Origin of the sequence: Butyricicoccus porcorum, from assembly GCF_051246315.1 — a bacterium.
Taxonomy (GTDB): Bacteria; Bacillota; Clostridia; order Oscillospirales; family Butyricicoccaceae; genus Butyricicoccus_A; species Butyricicoccus_A porcorum.
In genome coordinates this window covers 954873-974210 of sequence record NZ_CP178353.1, presented here as the reverse complement: position 1 = coordinate 974210, position 19338 = coordinate 954873, and the positions used below count along the sequence as shown (strand labels likewise).

23 protein-coding genes and 2 tRNA genes are annotated in these 19338 nt (G+C 54.1%); 8 read left to right on the top strand and 17 right to left on the bottom strand.

Annotation, left to right across the window (positions count from 1 at the left end):
• Nucleotides 1–19: 19 nt before the first annotated feature.
• The 6 genes from rsxA to ACLM7Z_RS04715 form a co-directional block, all read right to left on the bottom strand.
• Nucleotides 20–604: an electron transport complex subunit RsxA gene (gene rsxA / locus ACLM7Z_RS04740; RefSeq protein ID WP_087019323.1), complete on the bottom strand. Its 585-nt coding sequence runs from the start codon at nt 602–604 to the stop codon at nt 20–22.
• A gap of 6 nt (nt 605–610) precedes the next feature.
• The gene (locus ACLM7Z_RS04735; protein ID WP_087019326.1) at nt 611–1201 is read right to left on the bottom strand and encodes an RnfABCDGE type electron transport complex subunit E; all 591 of its coding nucleotides are present in this window, start codon (nt 1199–1201) and stop codon (nt 611–613) included.
• Between the two features lie 13 nt (nt 1202–1214).
• On the bottom strand, nt 1215–1796 hold the full coding sequence (locus tag ACLM7Z_RS04730; RefSeq protein ID WP_087019329.1) for an RnfABCDGE type electron transport complex subunit G: 582 nt from the start codon (nt 1794–1796) through the stop codon (nt 1215–1217).
• Between the two features lie 3 nt (nt 1797–1799).
• Nucleotides 1800–2804, bottom strand: coding sequence for an RnfABCDGE type electron transport complex subunit D (locus ACLM7Z_RS04725; RefSeq protein WP_087019331.1), 1005 nt, complete (start codon nt 2802–2804; stop codon nt 1800–1802).
• Between the two features lie 15 nt (nt 2805–2819).
• Nucleotides 2820–4166: an electron transport complex subunit RsxC gene (gene rsxC, locus ACLM7Z_RS04720; RefSeq protein ID WP_087019334.1), complete on the bottom strand. Its 1347-nt coding sequence runs from the start codon at nt 4164–4166 to the stop codon at nt 2820–2822.
• Nucleotides 4167–4579: 413 nt separating this feature from the next.
• A complete protein-coding gene (locus ACLM7Z_RS04715) occupies nt 4580–5701 on the bottom strand; it encodes a sensor histidine kinase (protein WP_435645634.1) in 1122 nt (373 codons plus the stop codon).
• A 212-nt stretch (nt 5702–5913) separates the two neighbouring features.
• On the opposite strand from ACLM7Z_RS04715, the gene gap reads away from it, so the two are divergent.
• Both gap and ACLM7Z_RS04705 read left to right on the top strand, forming a co-directional pair.
• The gene (gene gap, locus ACLM7Z_RS04710) at nt 5914–6942 is read left to right on the top strand and encodes a type I glyceraldehyde-3-phosphate dehydrogenase (protein WP_087019340.1); all 1029 of its coding nucleotides are present in this window, start codon (nt 5914–5916) and stop codon (nt 6940–6942) included.
• A 224-nt stretch (nt 6943–7166) separates the two neighbouring features.
• Entirely contained in the window at nt 7167–8174 is a 1008-nt protein-coding gene (locus ACLM7Z_RS04705; protein WP_435645633.1) for a hypothetical protein, read from the top strand.
• Nucleotides 8175–8277: 103 nt separating this feature from the next.
• Here the strand turns inward: ACLM7Z_RS04705 and ACLM7Z_RS04700 are convergent.
• A tRNA-Ser gene (locus tag ACLM7Z_RS04700) sits at nt 8278–8367 on the bottom strand.
• Between the two features lie 31 nt (nt 8368–8398).
• Nucleotides 8399–8487: transfer RNA gene (locus tag ACLM7Z_RS04695), tRNA-Ser, on the bottom strand.
• A gap of 258 nt (nt 8488–8745) precedes the next feature.
• On the opposite strand from ACLM7Z_RS04695, the gene pfkB reads away from it, so the two are divergent.
• Entirely contained in the window at nt 8746–9666 is a 921-nt protein-coding gene (gene pfkB / locus ACLM7Z_RS04690; RefSeq protein ID WP_087019346.1) for a 1-phosphofructokinase, read from the top strand.
• Nucleotides 9667–9750: 84 nt separating this feature from the next.
• On the opposite strand, the gene ACLM7Z_RS04685 is transcribed toward pfkB, so the two are convergent.
• Genes ACLM7Z_RS04685 through ACLM7Z_RS04675 form a run of 3 tightly spaced genes read right to left on the bottom strand, consistent with a single transcriptional unit; the run spans nt 9751 to nt 10843 of the window.
• The gene (locus ACLM7Z_RS04685) at nt 9751–10374 is read right to left on the bottom strand and encodes a manganese catalase family protein (protein WP_087019349.1); all 624 of its coding nucleotides are present in this window, start codon (nt 10372–10374) and stop codon (nt 9751–9753) included.
• 3 nt (nt 10375–10377) lie between these two features.
• Nucleotides 10378–10626: a spore coat protein CotJB gene (locus tag ACLM7Z_RS04680; RefSeq protein WP_165761100.1), complete on the bottom strand. Its 249-nt coding sequence runs from the start codon at nt 10624–10626 to the stop codon at nt 10378–10380.
• Nucleotides 10619–10843 carry a spore coat associated protein CotJA gene (locus ACLM7Z_RS04675; protein ID WP_087019355.1) on the bottom strand — a complete coding sequence of 75 codons (225 nt, stop codon included), beginning with the start codon at nt 10841–10843 and terminating at the stop codon, nt 10619–10621. The genes ACLM7Z_RS04680 and ACLM7Z_RS04675 overlap by 8 nt, the downstream gene beginning before the upstream one ends.
• A 163-nt stretch (nt 10844–11006) precedes the next feature.
• Between ACLM7Z_RS04675 and ACLM7Z_RS04670 the strand changes: the two genes are divergently transcribed.
• From ACLM7Z_RS04670 to ACLM7Z_RS04655, 4 genes are all read left to right on the top strand, one after another.
• Nucleotides 11007–12014 carry an SPFH domain-containing protein gene (locus ACLM7Z_RS04670; protein WP_087019358.1) on the top strand — a complete coding sequence of 336 codons (1008 nt, stop codon included), beginning with the start codon at nt 11007–11009 and terminating at the stop codon, nt 12012–12014.
• A gap of 9 nt (nt 12015–12023) precedes the next feature.
• The gene (locus tag ACLM7Z_RS04665) at nt 12024–12224 is read left to right on the top strand and encodes a PTS ascorbate transporter subunit IIC (RefSeq protein WP_087019361.1); all 201 of its coding nucleotides are present in this window, start codon (nt 12024–12026) and stop codon (nt 12222–12224) included.
• Nucleotides 12225–12317: 93 nt separating this feature from the next.
• The gene (locus tag ACLM7Z_RS04660; protein ID WP_087019366.1) at nt 12318–12629 is read left to right on the top strand and encodes a YbjQ family protein; all 312 of its coding nucleotides are present in this window, start codon (nt 12318–12320) and stop codon (nt 12627–12629) included.
• Between the two features lie 126 nt (nt 12630–12755).
• Nucleotides 12756–13259, top strand: coding sequence for an HD domain-containing protein (locus tag ACLM7Z_RS04655; RefSeq protein WP_435645632.1), 504 nt, complete (start codon nt 12756–12758; stop codon nt 13257–13259).
• A 4-nt stretch (nt 13260–13263) separates the two neighbouring features.
• Here the strand turns inward: ACLM7Z_RS04655 and ACLM7Z_RS04650 are convergent, their stop codons facing one another.
• Complete coding sequence (locus ACLM7Z_RS04650; protein WP_087019371.1) at nt 13264–13563, bottom strand: cupin domain-containing protein; 300 nt, start codon at nt 13561–13563, stop codon at nt 13264–13266.
• A 44-nt stretch (nt 13564–13607) separates the two neighbouring features.
• Between ACLM7Z_RS04650 and ACLM7Z_RS04645 the strand changes: the two genes are divergently transcribed.
• The gene (locus ACLM7Z_RS04645; RefSeq protein ID WP_087019374.1) at nt 13608–14234 is read left to right on the top strand and encodes a CpXC domain-containing protein; all 627 of its coding nucleotides are present in this window, start codon (nt 13608–13610) and stop codon (nt 14232–14234) included.
• 90 nt (nt 14235–14324) lie between these two features.
• On the opposite strand, the gene iolG is transcribed toward ACLM7Z_RS04645, so the two are convergent.
• The 5 genes from iolG to ACLM7Z_RS04620 all read right to left on the bottom strand — a co-directional run bounded on the left by iolG (nt 14325) and on the right by ACLM7Z_RS04620 (nt 19338).
• Complete coding sequence (gene iolG / locus ACLM7Z_RS04640) at nt 14325–15350, bottom strand: inositol 2-dehydrogenase (RefSeq protein WP_087019376.1); 1026 nt, start codon at nt 15348–15350, stop codon at nt 14325–14327.
• A gap of 110 nt (nt 15351–15460) precedes the next feature.
• Nucleotides 15461–16360: a myo-inosose-2 dehydratase gene (gene iolE, locus ACLM7Z_RS04635; RefSeq protein ID WP_087019380.1), complete on the bottom strand. Its 900-nt coding sequence runs from the start codon at nt 16358–16360 to the stop codon at nt 15461–15463.
• A gap of 321 nt (nt 16361–16681) precedes the next feature.
• A complete protein-coding gene (locus ACLM7Z_RS04630) occupies nt 16682–17566 on the bottom strand; it encodes a hypothetical protein (RefSeq protein WP_087019383.1) in 885 nt (294 codons plus the stop codon).
• Nucleotides 17567–17578: 12 nt separating this feature from the next.
• Nucleotides 17579–18118 carry a papain-like cysteine protease family protein gene (locus tag ACLM7Z_RS04625; RefSeq protein WP_087019386.1) on the bottom strand — a complete coding sequence of 180 codons (540 nt, stop codon included), beginning with the start codon at nt 18116–18118 and terminating at the stop codon, nt 17579–17581.
• Nucleotides 18119–18363: 245 nt separating this feature from the next.
• Entirely contained in the window at nt 18364–19338 is a 975-nt protein-coding gene (locus ACLM7Z_RS04620; RefSeq protein ID WP_087019389.1) for a transketolase family protein, read from the bottom strand.

The window sequence follows — 19338 nt, the reverse complement described above, 5'->3', positions numbered from 1 at the left end:
TATTCTCTGACCGTCGGGTTTACCAGATCTTCATGCCGCTGAAGCCCAGGAACGCCATCGCCATCAGAGAAGCGGAAATCAGGGCAATCGGGAAGCCCTCAAAGCACTTCGGGCAATCTGCCGATGCAGCCAGACGCTCACGGATGGATGCGAACAGTACGATAGCCAGCGTAAAGCCGAGGCCACCGGTGATGCCGTAAACGATGGATTCGAGGAAATTATAGCTGTTCTGTACGTTCTGCAGCGCAACGCCCAGAACCGCACAGTTGGTGGTAATCAGCGGAAGGAAAATACCCAGCGCCTGATACAGCGACGGCATCGCCTTCATCAGGAACATCTCTACGAACTGTACGAGCGTTGCGATGACCAGAATAAATGCGACCGTCTGCATATAGTTCAGACCCAGCGGAACCAGAACGAAGGTGTTAATCAGCCACGTAACGGCGGATGCCAGACCCATAACGAAGGTTACCGCCATGCCCATGCCGACTGCGGTGTCGATCTTCTTGGATACGCCGAAGAACGGGCAGCAGCCGAGGAACTGGGACATGATAAAGTTGTTAATCAGAATGGCGCTGAGAGAAATCGATAAAATAGATGTCATTGTACATTACTCTCCTTTCTTCAGCAGCTTCTGCATGACAGCAATGACGAAGCCGAGCGTCAGGAAGCCGCCTGCCGGCAGGATCATAATGGTGGCCGGCTGGCTGAATACCGTAATCAGGCCGCCGCCGATGGTTCCTGCACCCAGCAGCTCACGGACAACAGACATGATAACCAGCGCGAACGTAAAGCCGAGACCCATAACCAGACCGTCGACTGCGGATGCGCCGACCGAATTCTTGGAAGCGAACGCCTCGGCACGGCCGAGGATGATGCAGTTTACGACGATCAGCGGGATGAACAGACCCAGCGACGCGGACAGCGATGGGATAAACGCCTGAAGCAGCAGGTCGATCATCGTAACGAAGCCTGCGATAACGGTGATGTATGCCGCGATACGAACCTTATTCGGGATAAACTTACGCAGCAGGGAAATAACGATGTTGGAGCAGATCAGTACCGCTGTAGCGGACAGACCCATGCCCACGCCGTTGACGACTGAGGTCGTGGTTGCCAGTGTCGGGCACATGCCGATCAGCTGAACAAGTACCGGGTTATTGGTAAACAGACCCTCTTTCAGATTTTTTCCAAAGCTCATGATATGGTCCTCCTTAACCCTGTTCCGCAGCGAACTTCACGGCAGCGTTGACGCCTTCCGATACTGCGCGGGAGGTGATGGTCGCGCCGGTCAGTGCGACGATGGAGCCGCCATCCTTCTCAACGGCAACCGTGCCGTCGGCAGGCTGGCCTGCGAACTGCTCCTGGAACTCCGGCTTGGTGCTGTTTGCGCCCAGGCCCGGGGTCTCAGACGATGCGGAAATAATGGAAATACCGGTGATCGTGCCGTCAACGCCGATGCCAACCATGGTATCTACGCCGCCGCCGAAGCCGGTCGGTGCGACTTCAACGCAGTAGCCTGCGTCCTGGCCGTCCTTGGTCATCTTATAAGCGGAAACGATTTCAACAACCGTGCCCTTGTCGGTGGTTGCCGTAGTGCCTTCCGCAACCTCAATCGGCTCGGAATCCGCATCCATGACCTGTGCCAGCGCATTTTCCGTCTTAATCTGGTTCTGCTTGGCAATCGGGTCAACGGTGATTGCGTTTACTGCACCGAGGCACAGTGCAACGACCAGCGTGATTGCACAAAGGACGCCGCCGAGCTGTACAAATTCATTCTTCTGCTTGCCAGCCATTGATTAGCCCTCCTTCTTCTGCTTTGCCGGTGCGCCGAACTTGGTCGGGCGGGTGTACTTATCAATCAGCCATACGGTGGTATTCATCAGCAGGATGGAGTAGCAGACGCCTTCCGGATAGCCGCCGAAGAAGCGGATCATGACGGTCAGCAGGCCGCAGCCGATGCCGAAGATAACCTGACCCTTGCGGGATACCGGGGAAGTCGAGTAGTCGGTCGCCATGAAGAACGCGCCGAGCATCAGGCCGCCGCCGAACAGGCTGTACAGCATGGAATCCAGATGGCCCAGGCCGCCCTGCGGGAACAGGAAGGTCAGAACTGCAACCGTCAGGATGTAAGCTGCCGGGATGTGGATGGTGATAACCTTGCGAACCAGCAGGTAAACGCCGCCGATAATCAGGGCAATCGCGGAAACCTCACCCATGGAGCCGCCACACATGCCGAGGAACATATTGGCAATGCTCGGCAGTTCGCCATCCGCCGTGCCCTTGATGATCGCGAGCGGGGTTGCGCTTGCCATCGCATCGAGCGCCTCGGTGGAATTGGAAATCAGGCCGACGCCGGACTTTGCTCTGACCCAGGTGGTCATGGCAACCGGCCAGGAAGCCAGCAGGAATGCACGACCGGCCAGTGCCGGGTTGATGAAGTTCTTGCCGAGGCCGCCAAACAGGCACTTGGCAACGATGATTGCGACGCCGTCGCCGATAATCAGCATCCAGTACGGAAGCGTAACCGGGCAGACAAACGCCAGCAGCACGCCGGTAACAGCAGCGGACAGATCCGTGATCGTGTTCGGCTTGCCGACAATCTTGTCGTAGATTGCCTCAAATACCATGCAGGCTGCAACGGAAACCACGGTCATCAGAATCGCGCGGAAACCGAAAACATAGGTCGAAACTGCCAGCGACGGGATCAGTGCGAACAGCACGTCGAGCATAATCGACTGGGTATCCTCTTTGCTCTTAATGTGCGGGGAGGATGTAATTACTACTTTACTGAAATCATACATTTCGTTCCACCCTCCTTACTTCTGCGCCGCAGCGGCTGCTGCCTTGCGCTTTTCCTGGACGCGCATCTTCGCAACGCGGAACTGCTGTACCAGCGGGATGCGTGCCGGACATACGTATGCGCACGAGCCGCACTCGATGCAGTCGAGTACGTCGTACTCCTCGCAGCCCTCGAGGTCGTTCTTAGCTGCGAACATGTTCATGTAAACCGGGGTCAGGTGCATCGGGCAGACTCCGACGCAGCGGCCGCAGCGGATGCAGGTCGGATGCGCAACGCGCTTATCCTCATCCTCACAGAACGCGAGGAATGCGTTGGTGCCCTTGAGTACCGGGACATCGGTGGTAAACTGCGCGACGCCCATCATCGGGCCGCCGGCCAGCAGCTTGTTCGGCGCGCTCTTGAAGCCGCCGCATGCATCGATCAGCTCAGTCACACAGGTGCCGGTGCGAACCTCAAGGTTCTTCGGCTCGTTGACCGCGGAGCCGGAAACCGTGACAACGCGGCGGATAACCGGCATGCCCTTGGCAAAGCAGCGGTAAACCGCACCTGCGGTGTCTACATTAAATACTGCGCAGCCTGCGTCTGCCGGCAGCTTGCCGGACGGAACCTCACGGCCGGTAACGGCATTGATGAGCTGCTTTTCTGCGCCCTGCGGGTAGCGGCACTCCAGCGGAGCCAGCTTGATAACCGGGTCGCCGGCGAGCAGCTGCTCGATCTTTGCAAATGTGTCTTCCTTGTTCAGCTCGATGCCGATGAAGGCCTGCTTGACGCCCATGATCTTGACCAGATAGCGGACGCCCTCGACAATCTCCTCCGGGCGCTCGAGCAGCAGGCGGTGGTCGGACGTGATGTACGGCTCACACTCCGCGCCGTTAATCAGGATGGTATCGCACTTGCCGATACCGGACTTGATCTTGACATGCGTCGGGAAGGTTGCGCCGCCGTGGCCGACAATACCCGCATCCCAGATTGCCTGGATGCGCTCGTCGTTGGACATCGATTCAAAGTCCTTCGGCTTGACCGACTCGTGCAGTCTGTCTTCATGGTCGTTCTCAATGACGATGGACAGAACCTTGGAGCCATTCTGGTGCAGCATCGGGATGACGTCGACAACCTTTCCGGAAACCGACGCATGTACCGGAGCGCTGACAAAACCGCCGGCCTCTGCGATCATCTGACCCATGTCGACGATGTCACCCTTCTTCACCAGCGGCTTTGCCGGTGCACCAATGTGCATCGAAACGGGAAGGACAACCTTGTCCGGTGCCTTCAGGACTTCGATCGGCTTTTTGTTTGTTGCGGATTTGAATCCCGGATCATTTTTGGTTCCAGGATGGATACCGCCACGAAACGTGTACGCCATTATGGATTCACCTCTCTGTTCATTCTGTGCGGCAGGATGCCGCACCGCAGACGATAATTAACCTGCGGAACAGCCGTCCCCCCGCAAATCAGGCACGGCTGTCACGCGTGCGCTGCACCCCGTCAACGGGCACAACACTATACCCTAGATTATACCGTCATACCGACCAGAAACGCAAGGAATTTTGCAAAAAAAATAACAGAAATCAACAAATATTTTTGCGGTTTTTCTGTATACGTTGTTATTTCTGTGGACAATTTCTGGTTTTTTTTGGTTCCAGGCCGAAAAACACGCTTATATTCCTTGGTTTTCCGGGCATACTACGGCTGTTCCCGTCCGGGCAGGCACGGCTGTACGGACAGGAAAAAAGCCCCTCCGCACAGCGGGAGGGACCTTCGCCGGCCGGTTTTCCGTTATTCCGTGCGAAATACTGCTGCATCCAGCACATCAGACAATTCGATATCCGCCGCGTTCACGCCCGCGGCGAGATTGGGCTGGTAGCTGCTCGCAGTTTCCAGTCCCGCCTCCTGTCGCAGCGGGATGGAAATACGCGCGGTACAGCCGCCCGCCGCGCCCGGTGCGAACAGCAGTGCGCCGCCGTGCAGTTCGGCAATGCGGCGGGCATACGGGATGCCCAGCCCCCAGCCGCCGACGGATGCATCCGCCTGCCGCCAGGTGTCGTTCATGCGCGCGAGCGCCTCCTGACTCAGCCCCACGCCGTCGTCGTCAACGACAAACACGACGCTGCCGCCCTGCGTGCCGGCATACAGCCGGATATGAACCTGGTCCCCGCCATGGCGCAGGCTGTTGGAAATCAGTGTCATCAGCGCGGACAGCAGCAGACCCTGATCCGCCCACAGGCTGACATCCTGCACCGGGTTCTGTATGTCAACCGTCACTCCCCGGCGCGCAAGCTGCCGTCCGGCATCTGTGAGAAGCTCCGTCGCCGAGCACAGCTCACGCCGCATCGGCCCCAGTGCACCGTTCAGCAGCTCCGCATGGTTTGCCTGCCGGAGAATGCGCAGCGCCTCCCGCCGGATGGCGCAGGCATCTTCCCCCAATCCGTCGGATTCCAGCACATCCGCCCGCATCAACAGCCGTGCCGCGCTCCCGCGCAGACCCGCTGCCGTCATCGACACGCCGACCTGATGCTGCACATCGCACTGGAATACCAGCAGCGCCTGCCCTTCTGCCGGGACAATGCGCATGCTCCAGCGTTCGCCGGACAACGACAGTAATATGGTATGCGCCGTCCCGGTGCGCACGCTGTTCTGTATGGCATCACATGCCGCCGGATCCAACACCTCCCGCAGCGAGTAAAATCCACCGTATGCCAGCAGTGCAGCACAGGAATGCGTCTGCCGCAGCACCATCAGCTGCTCCGAAACAAGCGCCATCGCATGCATCGGCGCATCCAGACCCTGACAGACCGCAGCCAGCTGCTCCGGTGAAAGCCCCGCAAAAAAGGCATCATTCCCTGATGCACCGGCATCCGTCGGACTGCCTTCCTGCGGTTCTGTGACAATTTTCATCATATTTCATCTCCATTCGAGCATGAGTTGCATAAATCGACAAGAAATTGACTATATTATAACAGAAATTAAGAGCTTCTGAACATGGAATATGAAAAAACTTCAGAATTGCTACCGCAATTTATACAAATCTGTTATTGCGAAACAACTTTTTTCCGTGTATAATAAAGTCGTTCCAGTAAAACAGGATATTTAATAAGGAGGATATTACTACAATGGGTATCAAAGTAGGTATCAATGGCTTTGGCCGTATCGGCCGTATGGTTTTCCGCGCTGGTCTTTCTAATCCGAACATCGACTTCGTTGCTGTCAACGATCCGTTCATGACTCCGGATTACATGGCTTACATGCTGCGTTACGACACCATGCATGGTCAGTACCAGGGCACCATCGAGTACACCGACAACTCCATCATCGTCGACGGCAAGGAAGTTAAGTTCTTCGCTTGCATGAACCCGGCTGAGATTCCGTGGGGCGAGGCTGGCGTTGATTACGTTGTTGAGTCCACCGGCGTATTCCTGACCAAGGAAAAGGCTCAGGCTCACATCGACGGCGGCGCAAAGAAGGTTATCATGTCTGCTCCGTCCAAGGACGACACCCCGATGTTCGTTATGGGCGTTAACCAGAACACCTACACCAAGGATATGACCTTCGTTTCCAACGCTTCCTGCACCACCAACTGCCTGGCTCCGATTGCCAAGGTTCTGGACGAAGCATTCGGCATCACCGAAGGCCTGATGACCACCGTTCATTCCACCACCGGCACCCAGAAGACCGTTGACGGTCCGTCCAAGAAGGACTGGCGCGGCGGCCGTGCTGCTTCCGGCAACATCATTCCGTCTTCCACTGGCGCTGCTAAGGCAGTAGGCAAGGTTTACCCGAAGCTGAACGGCAAGCTGACCGGTATCTCCATGCGTGTACCGACCCTCGACGTTTCTGTTGTTGACCTGACCTGCAACCTGGCTACCCCGGCTACCAAGGACGACATCTGTGCAGCAATGAAGAAGGCTTCTGAGACCCCGCTTGAAGAAGGCGGCCTGAAGGGCATTCTGGGCTACACCGAGGACGCAGTTGTTTCTTCTGACTTCCTGGGCGATGCTCGCACCTCTATCTTCGACGCAACCGCAGGCGTTTATCTGACCGACACCTTCGTAAAGGTTGTTTCCTGGTACGATAACGAATGGGGCTACTCCAACAAGCTGCTGATGCTCATCGAGCACATGGCTAAGGTTGACGCTGAATAATTGATATCTTCCTTATTTGCGATTCAGGAAATGGGCTTTCCCTTCTGGGAAAGCCCATTTTTTCTATTCCCAGCATGCCCGCCGCGCCCACATACGATACTGCCAAATCTGTCCGTCTCCGGCAGAACCCGCACCCGCTTCCAGCCTTGCGCCAAATGTCATAATATGGTACAATACTTTCGCCGGCATGTCCGGCAGTACAAAATGGAAGGGACGAAAAACACATGAAAAAACGATTTCTGAGCCTGTGTCTGGCAGCATGTATGCTGACCGGTCTGGCAGGCTGCGGCGGAACCGCCGACGATCTGATGAACTCTGTACTCAAGGAAGAAGATGAAACCTTCGTCACCGGACAGCAGTACAAGGATAAAGCTGCCGCCATCACGATGGAATATGCCGCGCTGTCCGACTGCACCATGGCGCCGCTGACGCTCGAGGATGACGGCAGCGTCAACGCCTATTATGCATCTGACGACGAAAATTCGGATGAAGAGGGCGATTACCTCTATCTCGACTGTGTGAGCACAGTCAAAAATGTGGGCAGTGAAGAGCTGGATCTCGAAGATGACCTGTATTTCTACTGCGCAGATGAGAACGACATGTATGACGACTACATGGTGTTCGTTGAATCCGCAGACGGCACGACGCTGGACGATGCCGGTGAACTGCAAAAGGGAAAGACGGCGCGCGTGCACTATACGCTGGTGCTGCCGGAGGACATTTCGTGGACACAGCTCAAGGTATATTTTATCATGCCGGAATCCTCGACAACCTATGCCGCGCCGCTGAGCGACTGCAAACCGAATGCTCAGGCATTTTCTGCTGATACCCCGGTCAAAACCGCAGGCGGCGCCGTGCTGACGATGAAATCATGCACCGTTGCCGATGAAGCTGCCTCGCTGACCGATGCCGGCGGCAATACGTCCATCCAGCCCATCACCGACGGCGACAAGCTGGTTGATATCGCCATCGAAGTCACAAACAACGGCAGCGAAGCGCTCACGCTCGGCACGCTGTATGGCGGTCAGATGCTTGAGGACGGCTTCAACTCGCTCGGTACGGTCGTTCTGGAGGCAGGCAACGACATGGTCTATTCCGGTTCGATTGCCTCAGGCAGCACCGTTATGACGCACCTGCTGTTCGAGCTTGCGGAAGACCCGACCGAAGACCAGTCGTTCTATCTGTACGCAGACGGCATGTTTTACTCCATCGCCGTCAACGCCGCAAAATAACATAGCAAACAATGAAAATCCCGGAGGCAACTCCGGGATTTTTGCGTGTGGCGTATCTGAGAAAAGAAAAAGCACCGGAACAAAAATTCCGATGCTTTTCTTCTGGCGGAGAAAGAGGGATTTGAACCCTCGCGACACTTTCGCGCCCTACTCCCTTAGCAGGGGAGCCCCTTCACCACTTGGGTATTTCTCCAAAGGCTGACGGCTTAATCAAAAAGAGAATGTGGCGGAGAGGGTGGGATTCGAACCCACGCGCCCTTTCGGACAAACGGTTTTCAAGACCGCCTCGTTATGACCACTTCGATACCTCTCCGGATCGAATCTCTCGTGCTAAGCAAGAAATATTATAGCATATCCAACCCAGTGTGTCAACAGATTTTATCTGCGATTTTGTTACATTACAATTTGGAAAATAGTTTATGAATAGTTGATTAACTTTCCGGAAAATAGATGCATTTTTTTAGACAATATGTTATACTAAAACACACAGGAATGCACTCCTTTTGTGCATCTTGCAAAACCCAAATCCGCTGGATTTCCAGTGGCAGTTCCCGTCAGGAGGTCGTTTTTTATGATCTATACCGTGACATTAAATCCCTGCCTTGACTATCTGGTTGCTGTCCCCGGATTTCAGTCAGGCCGTGTCAACCGCGCCCGTTATGAGCGCATTGTACCCGGCGGAAAGGGAATCAATGTCTCTTATGCATTACATATTTTAAATCAGGACAGTCTGGCACTCGGACTGGTCGGCGGTTTTACCGGCGCTGAAATCGAACGGCTGATGGATCGGGATGGCATCCGTCATGACTTCGTCCAGCTCCAACGCGGCAGCAGCCGCATTGACGTCCAGATGGTGGATGGCATTGAAAGCTCCATCAACGGCGTCGGCCCGGAAATTTCTCCGGAAGACATTGTCGCACTGTGCGGCAAGCTCCAGCAGCTGAAAGACGGCGATACGCTTGTCCTCTCCGGCTCCATCCCACGCGGTGCACGCGATACCGTCTACAGCGATATCCTCGGCACTGTCGCAGACAAAGACCTGTATGTCGTGGTCGATGCAAAGGGTCCGCTGCTGCTCAATACCTTTAAGTACAAACCGTTCCTCATCAAGCCAAACCGGCAGGAGCTGATTGATATTTTCTACCGCAATCCGGACAGCATTGACGATATCATTCACTATGCCCGCTCCATGCAGAGCATGGGTGCACGCAATGTCCTGGTTTCGCTGGATGCAGAGGGTGCTGTCCTCGTCACAGAGGACGGCAATGTATACCGCCACAGCGCCATGGAAGGCACGGTACGCAATACGGTCGGCTGCGGCGATTCCATGCTGGCCGGCTTCCTCAGCGGCTATCATCAGAATCAGAACATGGTAGAGGCGTTCCAGCTGTCGCTGGCGGCAGCATCTGCCAATGCATTCCATGAAGGCCGCGGCACCTATGATGATATCATGGAGCTGTACCAGACCCTGCAAAATGAAATCGAAGAATAACCCTGTTGATATCTGAACCTCTGATATAAAACACGGCTCTGCCTCCTGCCCGGCGTTCCGGCAGGAGGCAGTTTTTTGTGCCCGTCAGGCCTTGTTTTTCCGTCTGGTACAGGTGATGTCAAACGACGGGTTGTAGGCATAATAGTTTTTCGCATCCAGATTTTCCTGTACATCGCGCAGGGCTTCACCGAAGCGCTGGAAGTGCACGATTTCACGCTCACGCAGGAATTTAATCGGATCGCGCACATCCGGATCATCCAGCAAACGAAGCAGGTTGTCATAAGTCAGGCGTGCCTTTTGCTCCGCCGCCATATCCTCGAACAGGTCGGCGAGCGCATCGCCGGTCGATTGCAGCGTTGCCGCAGAGAACGGCGTACCGCTGGCAGCCTGTGGATAGATGCCCGTTGTATGATCGACAAAATAGGCGTCAAATCCGCTGCTGCGGATTTCCTCCGGTGTCAGGTTGCGCGTCAGCTGATGAACAATTGCACCGATCATCTCACAGTGTGCCAGCTCCTCTGTGCCGATGTCGGTCAAAATCGCCTTACCCTGTGCATACGGCTGTGCATAACGCTGGTTCAGATAGCGCATGGCCGCACCCAGCTCCCCGTCCGGGCCGCCCAGCTGTGTCAGGATCAGCTTTGCCATCGCCGGGTCAGGCTTGGAAATGCGCACCGGATAGATGAGCTTCTTGTCATAATCCCACATGACTTACACTCCTTCCCACGGCCACGGCTCGTCGATCCAGTCCCAGCGTTTTCCGGTTCCCGCATTGGACAGGTACAGCGGGCCGAAATGCTTCTGATACATCTCCTCTGCCTGTTGATGCTTTTTGGACATCGCACGGAAATACTGCAATGCGGTTTCGTCCTCCGGGTGTCCGTCCAAATACATACCCGCATCAATCATCGCAAATTCCCGGCGGCGCAGCTCCTGCATGGCCTGTTGCTGTTCAGTCACAGCGCACCGCCTCCTCTCCAATAAACGGCTTATCCAGATCGGCAAAGATGGTCCCGCGTGCCAACGCCACATCGTCGTTGTAAATATTCTGCCAGATCTGGTCGGGCACAAAGCCCATCGCCAGCGCAAGCAGATTGTAATTCATGACAAAGCCCGGGCCGGACTGCGTATGCTGTGTCGTGACGGCGGGTTTGGCATTCATTTTTTCCTCAGCCATATGCTGCCTTCCTTTCTGAAAAAAATTTGAGCCTGTCAGCTCTCACCTTATCCTATGCGCCACGGGAAGTCCGGGTGAAAGCGGAGAAATCTTCCAGCCATCTATTGACAGTTTGATATCATTGTGATATCATTCAAATATCAAAGCAAGGGAGGGATTTCCTGTGAAAGAAAAAATCCGCAACAATCGAAAAAATGGCATGCCTATGCTCATCCTGACCGTTGCACTGTATGCCGCTGCCATTGCCGCCTGTGTCTACAGCGCCATGGCGCATCAGACGCCGCTGCTGGTCACCAGCATTATTTGGCTGTGCATCGGCTGGTTCCCGCTGTGCGGCCTGAAGGTACTCAAGCCACAGGAGGCGCTTGTTCTCACACTGTTCGGCAAATATGTCGGCACGTTGCGCGGCGAGGGCTTCTATTTTGTCAACCCATTCTGCGCCAGCGTCAATCCGGCGGCAAAAACCCGTCTGAACCAGAGTGGCGATGTGGACGGCGGCTCGGCAAAGGGCCTGTCTCTTGCCATGGGCAGAACAGCCGCTCCCGCAGAAACCGCGAGCAATAAAATTTCCCTCAAGGTCATGACGCTCAACAACAGCCGCCAGAAGATCAATGACTGTCTGGGCAATCCGGTAGAAATCGGCATCGCCGTCATGTGGCGCGTGACAGACACAGCAAAGGCTGTGTTCAACGTCGACAACTACAAAGAATACCTCTCACTCCAGTGCGACAGTGCGCTGCGCAACATTGTCCGGCTGTACCCGTATGATGTCGCACCGAATGTCGACACGACGGGCGACGGACAGGCAGATGAAGGCAGCCTGCGCGGGTCGAGCGAGGTTGTCGCTTCGCGTATCCGCGACGAGATCCAGCAGCGTGTTTCCGACGCAGGGCTGGAAATCATCGAAGCGCGCATCACCTATCTCGCCTATGCGCCGGAAATTGCCGCCGTCATGCTCCAGCGTCAGCAGGCATCCGCCATCATTGATGCGCGGAAAATGATTGTCGACGGCGCAGTCGGCATGGTGGAAATGGCACTCGAACGGCTGAATGAAAATCAGGTCGTCGAACTGGATGAAGAGCGCAAGGCTGCCATGGTCTCCAATCTGCTGGTCGTCCTGTGTGGAAATCATGACACACAGCCTATTGTCAACACGGGAAGTTTGTATTAAAATACTCCCATGAGCAGCAAGAAGAAACAAATCCCACTCCGACTGTCTGAGAATCTGTACAACGCCATTGCGGCATGGGCGGAAGATGATTTCCGCTCGGTCAACGGACAGATCGAATATCTGCTGACCGAATGTGTCCGGCAGAGAAAGAAAAACGGAAAATATGTTTCGGAGCACTTGGATGAGCCGATCGAACTGGACATCGAGTGACACCGGAACAGAACTCACTCCCCGATCCCGCAGCAGGACAGACCGGTTTGTTTGCTCTGCATGCAGACGGCCCAATACAAAGGAGCTGCTACTATGATTTTAGTCAACACCGATTACATCGCAGGCAAAGAGCTGGAAATGCTCGGACTGGTCAAGGGAAGCACCATTCAGTCCAAAAATGTCGGCAGGGATATCACACAGGGCTTTAAGACGCTGGTCGGCGGCGAGCTGAAAGCGTATACGGAAATGATGAACGATGCGCGCAAAATTGCCACTGACCGCATGATTCAGGAAGCGGAAGCGCTCGGCGCGGATGCAATTGTCAATGTCCGCTATGCCTCCGCCGCCGTCATGCAGGGTGCTGCCGAGGTCATGTCCTACGGCACCGCTGTGCGGTTTGTGTAATTTCAGACCGCAATTGACAAAGTCCCCCTGTCAATGCTATACTTTTTGCATACAAATACAGATCGCTCTCCCCATCCCGTGGGGAGAGCGATTTTTCCATTCTGTTTTGCCAAAGGAGGCCCCGCGATGCATGACACCGCAGCGAACATCTTGCTGGCGGCATGCGCCTACAACGGCGCAGACCCGAAGCGAAACCATCACCTGCTCAAGGTTCACAATTACTGCCGCATGATTGCCGAGGGGGAACAGCTGGACGCGCACACCCGGTTTGTACTGGAGGCCGCCGCCGCACTGCACGACATCGGCATTCATGAAGCGGAGCGCGTGCACGGCTCGACCTCCGGTGCCTACCAGCAGCTGGAGGGCCCGCTCATTGCGCGGCAGCTGCTCGCGCCGTTTGCGCTTCCCGCAGAAGATGTAGAACGCATCTGCTGGCTGATTGCGCACCACCACACCTACAGCCCAATCGACGGCATCGACCACCAGATTTTACTGGAAGCGGATTTTCTCGTCAACGCATGGGAAGAACCGTTTTCCGACCAGCAGATCCGGCATTTTTACACGCATATCGCCGCGACGGAAACCGGAAAGGCACTGCTGCGCGCGCACTACCTGCCGGATATTACGTAATCGTTTACTCTGCCGGGCGAAACACGCACAGCCAGATGCACGGCGCACTGGTATAGCTGACGCGGTGGCGCAGATGCGCGGGCAAACAGGCCGTATCGCCCGCCCGCAGGCGCTGCCTGCTGCCGTCCGCATATTCCAGCTCGCCCTCCCCTTCGAGGACACATACCCACTCATCCTCCGTCTGGTCATACCAGTCCGAGGTCTGCCCACTGGAGACAATGCGTTCAATGCGTGTCGTTCCATTCAGCAGCAGTTCGGTCTGTTCTTCCTCCGGCAGAATATCCGGTACATCAAACAGATTCATTTGTATCAGCCTCCCGATTTTTTTACGAAGAAAGGATTGTTTTTATGTCCGAAACCCGTCAGGATACCTTTACCTGCCCACAGTGCGGCGAGGACGGCCCGATTGACCTCTGGACCAGCATCAATGTCAGTCAGGACCCCGATGCCAGACGCCGTGTCGAAGACCTGTCCATCTTTGAATGGACCTGCCCCAACTGCGGCAAGACCTGCCTTGTCCTGCATCCGTGCCTGTATCACGACATGACCAACGAATTCATGGTCTGGTTCGCACCGGACGGCGAGGTACAGGAGGGTGCAGAGTTCTCCCAGCTCGAGCGCTACACGCTGCGCACAACGAGCACACCCAACGAATTCCGTGAGAAGGTCAACATCTTAGAGCGCCATCTGGATGACCGCGCACTCGAGCTGACCAAGCTCATTCTTATTATGCAGCTTTCGCGCGACAATGTCGATGTTGTCGATGTAATTTTTCACAGCATTGACCAAAACGGGCAGTTTGTCTTTGTGCTCGTCCACCCGGACGGCGTGGAGCAATATGTGCGCCTGCCTGCGGCGACCTATCAGAAGCTGGCACACGATGTACGCGAATATCTGTTCACGCCGGCGCATGGCTTCCAGACCATCGACCTGAAATGGGCGAAGGAATCGCTGGAGCTGCTCAAGGATATGTGACGCGCCCCCCAAATATCCCCAACGCAAAAAGCCGCCCCGCTTTCGCGGGACGGCTTTTGGTTTCTATCTTTTGGTAAGTGTATCGTCGATTTATTCGGCAACCTTGACCCAGACACCGCCGTTGCGGCAGGACTCGGTTGCAGCAGCAGCCATCAGAACCGGACGCAGGCCATCGTATGCGCCAACAACGGTCGGCTTGTCATTGACGATGGAATCGATGAAGAACTTGATCTGCTCGATGAATGCGTCGTTGTAGCGCTCGAGGAAGAACCACTTCGGCTTCTCGGACAGTGCGCCGTCAACGGTAGTGATGGTTGCGGTGGAATTCAGGTCGTTCTGATCAGCAGCCATGCCCTTGGAGCCGAATACTTCAACTCTCTGGTCGTAGCCGTAAACTGCCTGACGGGAATTGTTGATGGTAGCGATTGCGCCGTTTGCCAGCTTCATGGTGACAACTGCGGTGTCGACATCCGGAATGCCGGACTCTTCCTGGAGATTCGGGTTAACCAGGCAGGAGCCAACAGCGGAAATCTCAACAGCCTCAGAACCGGACAGATAACGAACCATGTCAAAGTCATGGATCATCATATCATAGAAGATACCGCCGGAAACTGCAACATAGGATGCCGGGGGCGGCTCCGGGTCGCGGGAGGAAACATTGATGTAATGCGGGTTGCCGATCTTGCCAGCCTTCACTGCATCAGCAACAGCCTTGTGGTTGTGGTCGAAGCGGCGGTTGAAGCCAACCTGGAACTTGACACCCTTCTCCTCTACCAGAGCGAGTAGAGCCTTGATCTTTGCGATATCATAGTCAATCGGCTTCTCGCAGAAGACATGCTTGCCAGCCTTGACTGCTTCCATCGAAACCTCACAATGGGTGTCGGTGGAAGAACAAACCATAACAACGTCGACATCCGGGTTGTTGATGACGTCCATATAATTGGTGGAAGCGTTGGTGATGCCTCTCTGTGCCAGCCACTCGCGTGCGCCGGACTTGTCCAGCATCGGATCAGCTGCTGCGATAACCTCAGCGCCTTCGATGTTATTGAGCAGGTTGTTGATGTGGAGCTTGCCGATACGGCCGCATCCGACTACGCCAAAACGTAAATTTGCCATGACCTTTTCTCTCCTTGTCTATACAAATCATGTATGCCAGAAAATTGGATACCCGCGGCAAAACCGCCGCAGGGTATCCTTTTTTAGCTCAAATCGTGATTATGTTCGAATTACTTTGCCATTTCTGCGGTGATGTACTCATATGCCATCTTCGCATATTTGAACGGATTTGCCTTAGCCGGGTCCTGCTCAGCCTCGACCATGATCCAGCCTTCGTAGCCGATCTCGTCGAGCTTTCTCAGAACCGGCTCGAAGTCTACGCAGCCTTCCGGATCGCCCGGAACGGTGAATGCGCCGTTACGAACCGACTTCAGGAAGGACCAGCTCTCCTTGATAGCCTGATCGCGAACGTCCTTACGCATGTTCTTCAGATGTACATGACCGATTCTGTTCGGGAACTCGTTCAGAATTGCCATCGGATCTACTTCAGAGAAGGTCCAGTGACCGGTATCGTAGCACAGCAGCAGGTCGTCGCTGGTGTTGTTCAGCATACGCTCGGTCTCTTCCAGAGTCTGTACGCAGGTACCCATGTGATGATGGAAGCAAGCGCGAATGCCGTTGCTCTTTGCGTACTCAGCCAGCTTGTTCAGGCCGTCGCACATCTGAGCGAACTCAGCATCGGTAAAGCGAGCCTTGTTCTCGAAGATGGACAGATCCTGATTGCCCTGAATAGAATAGGACTGCTCAGAAATGTTGATAGCAGTTGCGCCTGCGTAGCACAGGTACTCAATTTCCTTCTTGAACTCCTCGAAGGTCTCCTCGAACGGCTTGGTTCCGAGGAAAGAAGAGAACCACTTGGATGCAACGGTCATGCCGCGCAGATCCAGAGCTTCCTTGAGTTCCTTCACGTCAGACGGATACTTATGACCGATTTCACATCCGGTGAAACCTGCCAGACGCATCTCGGAAATGCACTGCTGGAATGTATTCTCATCGCCGAGATCCCACATATCATCGTTGGTCCAGCCGATCGGGCAGATACCAAGTTTGATATCCTTGTTTGTGAACATAATCACAACACCTCCATGATTTTATACTCCCGCCTGCGCGCCTTTCATCCGCGTGAAATCTCTCCAAATTTCCACGCTGCGCACGGGCAGGCAATAGGCTTTTCTCCTACATTATTATGATATAGGATACAGGGGTGTTTGTCAAATGTTTTGTGCAACTTGGTCAACTATTTTTTATTTCCTGCACGTTCTAATTCATGTTGCACAACAGAACCTTGTTTTTGCCTGCAAACCTGACAATATTTGCCCTCAAATGACCAAAATTTGCACACAAAAAAGCCGCCCCTGCACAAGACAGGGACGGCTCGGTATGCACAAATTTCATTTGCATCTTGCATGTTTCCACGCCCAGCAGCCAATTCCTATTCCGGCAGCTCCCAGTATGATCCAAATGATAGCCGTATGGCCTGCTCCGCTTTCAGCGCCGGTACCAGTGTGCTCATCGGTCGTATCCACCGTGTACTCGCTCATCCTGTCCGCCATGTCCTCCATTGCATAGGCCTGACCGGATTGCAGCGGCTGTTTGGCTGTCCGCGCGCCTTCAGAGCTTTGTACGCCAGTCAGCCGCGGTTCTTCCAGCACAACAATCTGTATGTTGTGATTGATTGTTTCAACAACAGCAACCGCCGAACGCAGCTTGGGCGAACCTCCCATAACAAACGCTCGATGGATGTTCTCTTTTCCCACTGCATCTGCGATTTGCCGGTCTATCTGTTCTGCTGTCTTGTCCTCATCCAATTGTTCCGTCACAACCGGAATCCATTTGCCTGTTTCTTCCCGAATCTGTTCTTTCTGTTCCTCTGTCAGTACCGCCAGCACGGATTCATCCTCCGTGAGCGGCATTCCCTGTGAAATCGTAACGTGAAAATATGCATTTTTTACCTGTACCGGAAGCACCCAGACATAATATTCCATGTGTTGTTTGATTTCATCGTATGTCATTTGTTGTTCTTTATAAGAACTATAGACATCCGATTCATCCGCGTAGACTTTATATGCCCGGCTCCAGTCAATGTCTGCCGCCGTCACATCTGCGCACATCCCGCTCATCGCATCTAAAACACGATTTGTGAGCGTCGATATTTCCGCATAGTCCGCAGAATCTGGCGTAAGCTGCTCCACATATTCCGATGCTGCAAACGCTGTACCGCCCAGAGCAAATGTTCCCAGCAAAACCAAAAGAAGGATTGTATATACTTTTTTCATCTTTTTCCTCCTTTAATTCACCCATACTGAATGCGTCCATGAGCCATATCCAGATTGAAAGCGGACACCACTTGTCATACTAGTATACGTAAAGTCCTTCGTTCCACACCCCGATGCAGGATCAATAACTCTAACATTAGAATTATTGTAACCACCAATAACAACAGCGTGACCACCTCCGCTAGACCATCCCAATCTGGCAATAAATGGTCGGCTTGCATTAATTTTTGATTTTGTAGTAGCAAGGCTCAAAGGAGAATTACTACTATATGCAGTTCTTTCAGTAGTATAAAATAGAGCCGTTTTCATTTGAGAAATATCCGCAGGTATATTGGACGTTTCTCCCATTACATATCTGCAAACTAGTGACTGCGAACGAAGCGTTCCGGTTATGTATTTTCCTACCATTTGTGCAGATGCTGCCCAGCACCAATTACTCTTTTCTTGCTGATACCTTGTTACCGAAAGATTTCCTGCTAACCCTGTTGAAAAAGTAGACAGTAAAAGAATAATCGTACATAACGATATAAATAGTTTACTACGTCTCTTCATAATTCTCCTTTCCGCGTAAAAACTAAAAACACTCCTTTGTCAACAACCAGCTTTGATGTTCCAAACTAAAACTGTAAGTATATTATACATACTATTTCCAAAAGACAAAGTCTATAGTATTTCTTAATCGTAACCATATTGTCGCCATATTGTAACATTTCGATTGTTTCTCATTTTTTTAAATTCAAGTTGCAAAAAAGCCGCCCCTGCACAAAACAGGGACGGCTCGGTATGCATAACGAAATTTACTTTCTTGCAATTACCTTCTTGACGTTGGCAACGATCTCCTCTGCGGTCAGCTTGTAAGCTTCCTGCAGGAAGGACTGAGCGCCAACCTGACCAAACTGGTCATGTACGCCAACCATCTCAACCGGAGTCGGGCACTTCTCGGACAGTACGCGAGCAACAGCAGAGCCCAGACCGCAGGTGCAGTTGTGGTTCTCAGCAGTTACGATAGCGCCGGTCTCCTTTGCGGACTTGACGATCAGCTCCTCGTCGATCGGCTTCCAGGTAAACATGTCGATGACACGAACCTTGATGCCCTCAGCTTCCAGCATCTCGTAAGCCTTCAGGGATTCGTCTACCATGATGCCGGAGGCAATGATGGTAGCCTGGTCATCAGCGCTCTCCTTCAGCGTTACGCCCTTGCCGATCTCGAAATCGGAACCGTCAGCGTAAACGGTGGTGAAGCCCTTACGGATCATGCGCATGTAGGACAGGCGGCCCTCAACAGCGGTCAGCTTCTTGGTCAGAGCGTAAACCTGTGCGTAGTCGACCGGATCGATCACGATGGCATCCGGAACGGACATGTACAGTGCGCAGTCCTCGAACGGCATATGGGTGCCGCCGTTGTATGCAGCGCATACGCCAGGGTCAGAGCCCAGGACATGAACGCCCAGCTTTGCATAAGCGGCAGACATAAATGCCTGGTCGAATGCGCGGCGGGAAGCGAAGCAGCCGAAGGAATGAATCCAGGTCTTCTTGCCGGTAGCGGTCAGGCCGGCAGCGATGCCCATTGCGTTTGCCTCTGCGATGCCTGCGTTGATGGTGCGCTCCGGGAATGCAGCGAGCAGCTTCTTGGTGTTGATGCAGCCCATCAGGTCACAGTCGACATGAACGACGGACTTGTCCGCCTCCATGAGCTCGAGCATAGCCTGAACGTAGCCGTCACGGCAGCTGCGCTTATCTTTTTCGTGCTTTCCAATCAAAGTGAAACTCAT

Excerpts from the sequence above, each read along its gene's own strand:
- rsxA (WP_087019323.1), bottom strand. The coding sequence starts at position 604 with ATGACATCTATTTTATCGATTTCTCTCAGCGCCATTCTGATTAACAAC.
- ACLM7Z_RS04735 (WP_087019326.1), bottom strand. The coding sequence starts at position 1,201 with ATGAGCTTTGGAAAAAATCTGAAAGAGGGTCTGTTTACCAATAACCCG.
- ACLM7Z_RS04730 (WP_087019329.1), bottom strand. The coding sequence starts at position 1,796 with ATGGCTGGCAAGCAGAAGAATGAATTTGTACAGCTCGGCGGCGTCCTT.
- ACLM7Z_RS04725 (WP_087019331.1), bottom strand. The coding sequence starts at position 2,804 with ATGTATGATTTCAGTAAAGTAGTAATTACATCCTCCCCGCACATTAAG.
- rsxC (WP_087019334.1), bottom strand. The coding sequence starts at position 4,166 with ATGGCGTACACGTTTCGTGGCGGTATCCATCCTGGAACCAAAAATGAT.
- ACLM7Z_RS04715 (WP_435645634.1), bottom strand. The coding sequence starts at position 5,701 with ATGATGAAAATTGTCACAGAACCGCAGGAAGGCAGTCCGACGGATGCC.
- gap (WP_087019340.1), top strand. The coding sequence starts at position 5,914 with ATGGGTATCAAAGTAGGTATCAATGGCTTTGGCCGTATCGGCCGTATG.
- ACLM7Z_RS04705 (WP_435645633.1), top strand. The coding sequence starts at position 7,167 with ATGAAAAAACGATTTCTGAGCCTGTGTCTGGCAGCATGTATGCTGACC.
- pfkB (WP_087019346.1), top strand. The coding sequence starts at position 8,746 with ATGATCTATACCGTGACATTAAATCCCTGCCTTGACTATCTGGTTGCT.
- ACLM7Z_RS04685 (WP_087019349.1), bottom strand. The coding sequence starts at position 10,374 with ATGTGGGATTATGACAAGAAGCTCATCTATCCGGTGCGCATTTCCAAG.
- ACLM7Z_RS04675 (WP_087019355.1), bottom strand. The coding sequence starts at position 10,843 with ATGGCTGAGGAAAAAATGAATGCCAAACCCGCCGTCACGACACAGCAT.
- ACLM7Z_RS04665 (WP_087019361.1), top strand. The coding sequence starts at position 12,024 with ATGAGCAGCAAGAAGAAACAAATCCCACTCCGACTGTCTGAGAATCTG.
- ACLM7Z_RS04660 (WP_087019366.1), top strand. The coding sequence starts at position 12,318 with ATGATTTTAGTCAACACCGATTACATCGCAGGCAAAGAGCTGGAAATG.
- ACLM7Z_RS04655 (WP_435645632.1), top strand. The coding sequence starts at position 12,756 with ATGCATGACACCGCAGCGAACATCTTGCTGGCGGCATGCGCCTACAAC.
- ACLM7Z_RS04650 (WP_087019371.1), bottom strand. The coding sequence starts at position 13,563 with ATGAATCTGTTTGATGTACCGGATATTCTGCCGGAGGAAGAACAGACC.
- ACLM7Z_RS04645 (WP_087019374.1), top strand. The coding sequence starts at position 13,608 with ATGTCCGAAACCCGTCAGGATACCTTTACCTGCCCACAGTGCGGCGAG.
- iolG (WP_087019376.1), bottom strand. The coding sequence starts at position 15,350 with ATGGCAAATTTACGTTTTGGCGTAGTCGGATGCGGCCGTATCGGCAAG.
- iolE (WP_087019380.1), bottom strand. The coding sequence starts at position 16,360 with ATGTTCACAAACAAGGATATCAAACTTGGTATCTGCCCGATCGGCTGG.
- ACLM7Z_RS04630 (WP_087019383.1), bottom strand. The coding sequence starts at position 17,566 with ATGAAAAAAGTATATACAATCCTTCTTTTGGTTTTGCTGGGAACATTT.
- ACLM7Z_RS04625 (WP_087019386.1), bottom strand. The coding sequence starts at position 18,118 with ATGAAGAGACGTAGTAAACTATTTATATCGTTATGTACGATTATTCTT.
- ACLM7Z_RS04620 (WP_087019389.1), bottom strand. The coding sequence starts at position 19,338 with ATGAGTTTCACTTTGATTGGAAAGCACGAAAAAGATAAGCGCAGCTGC.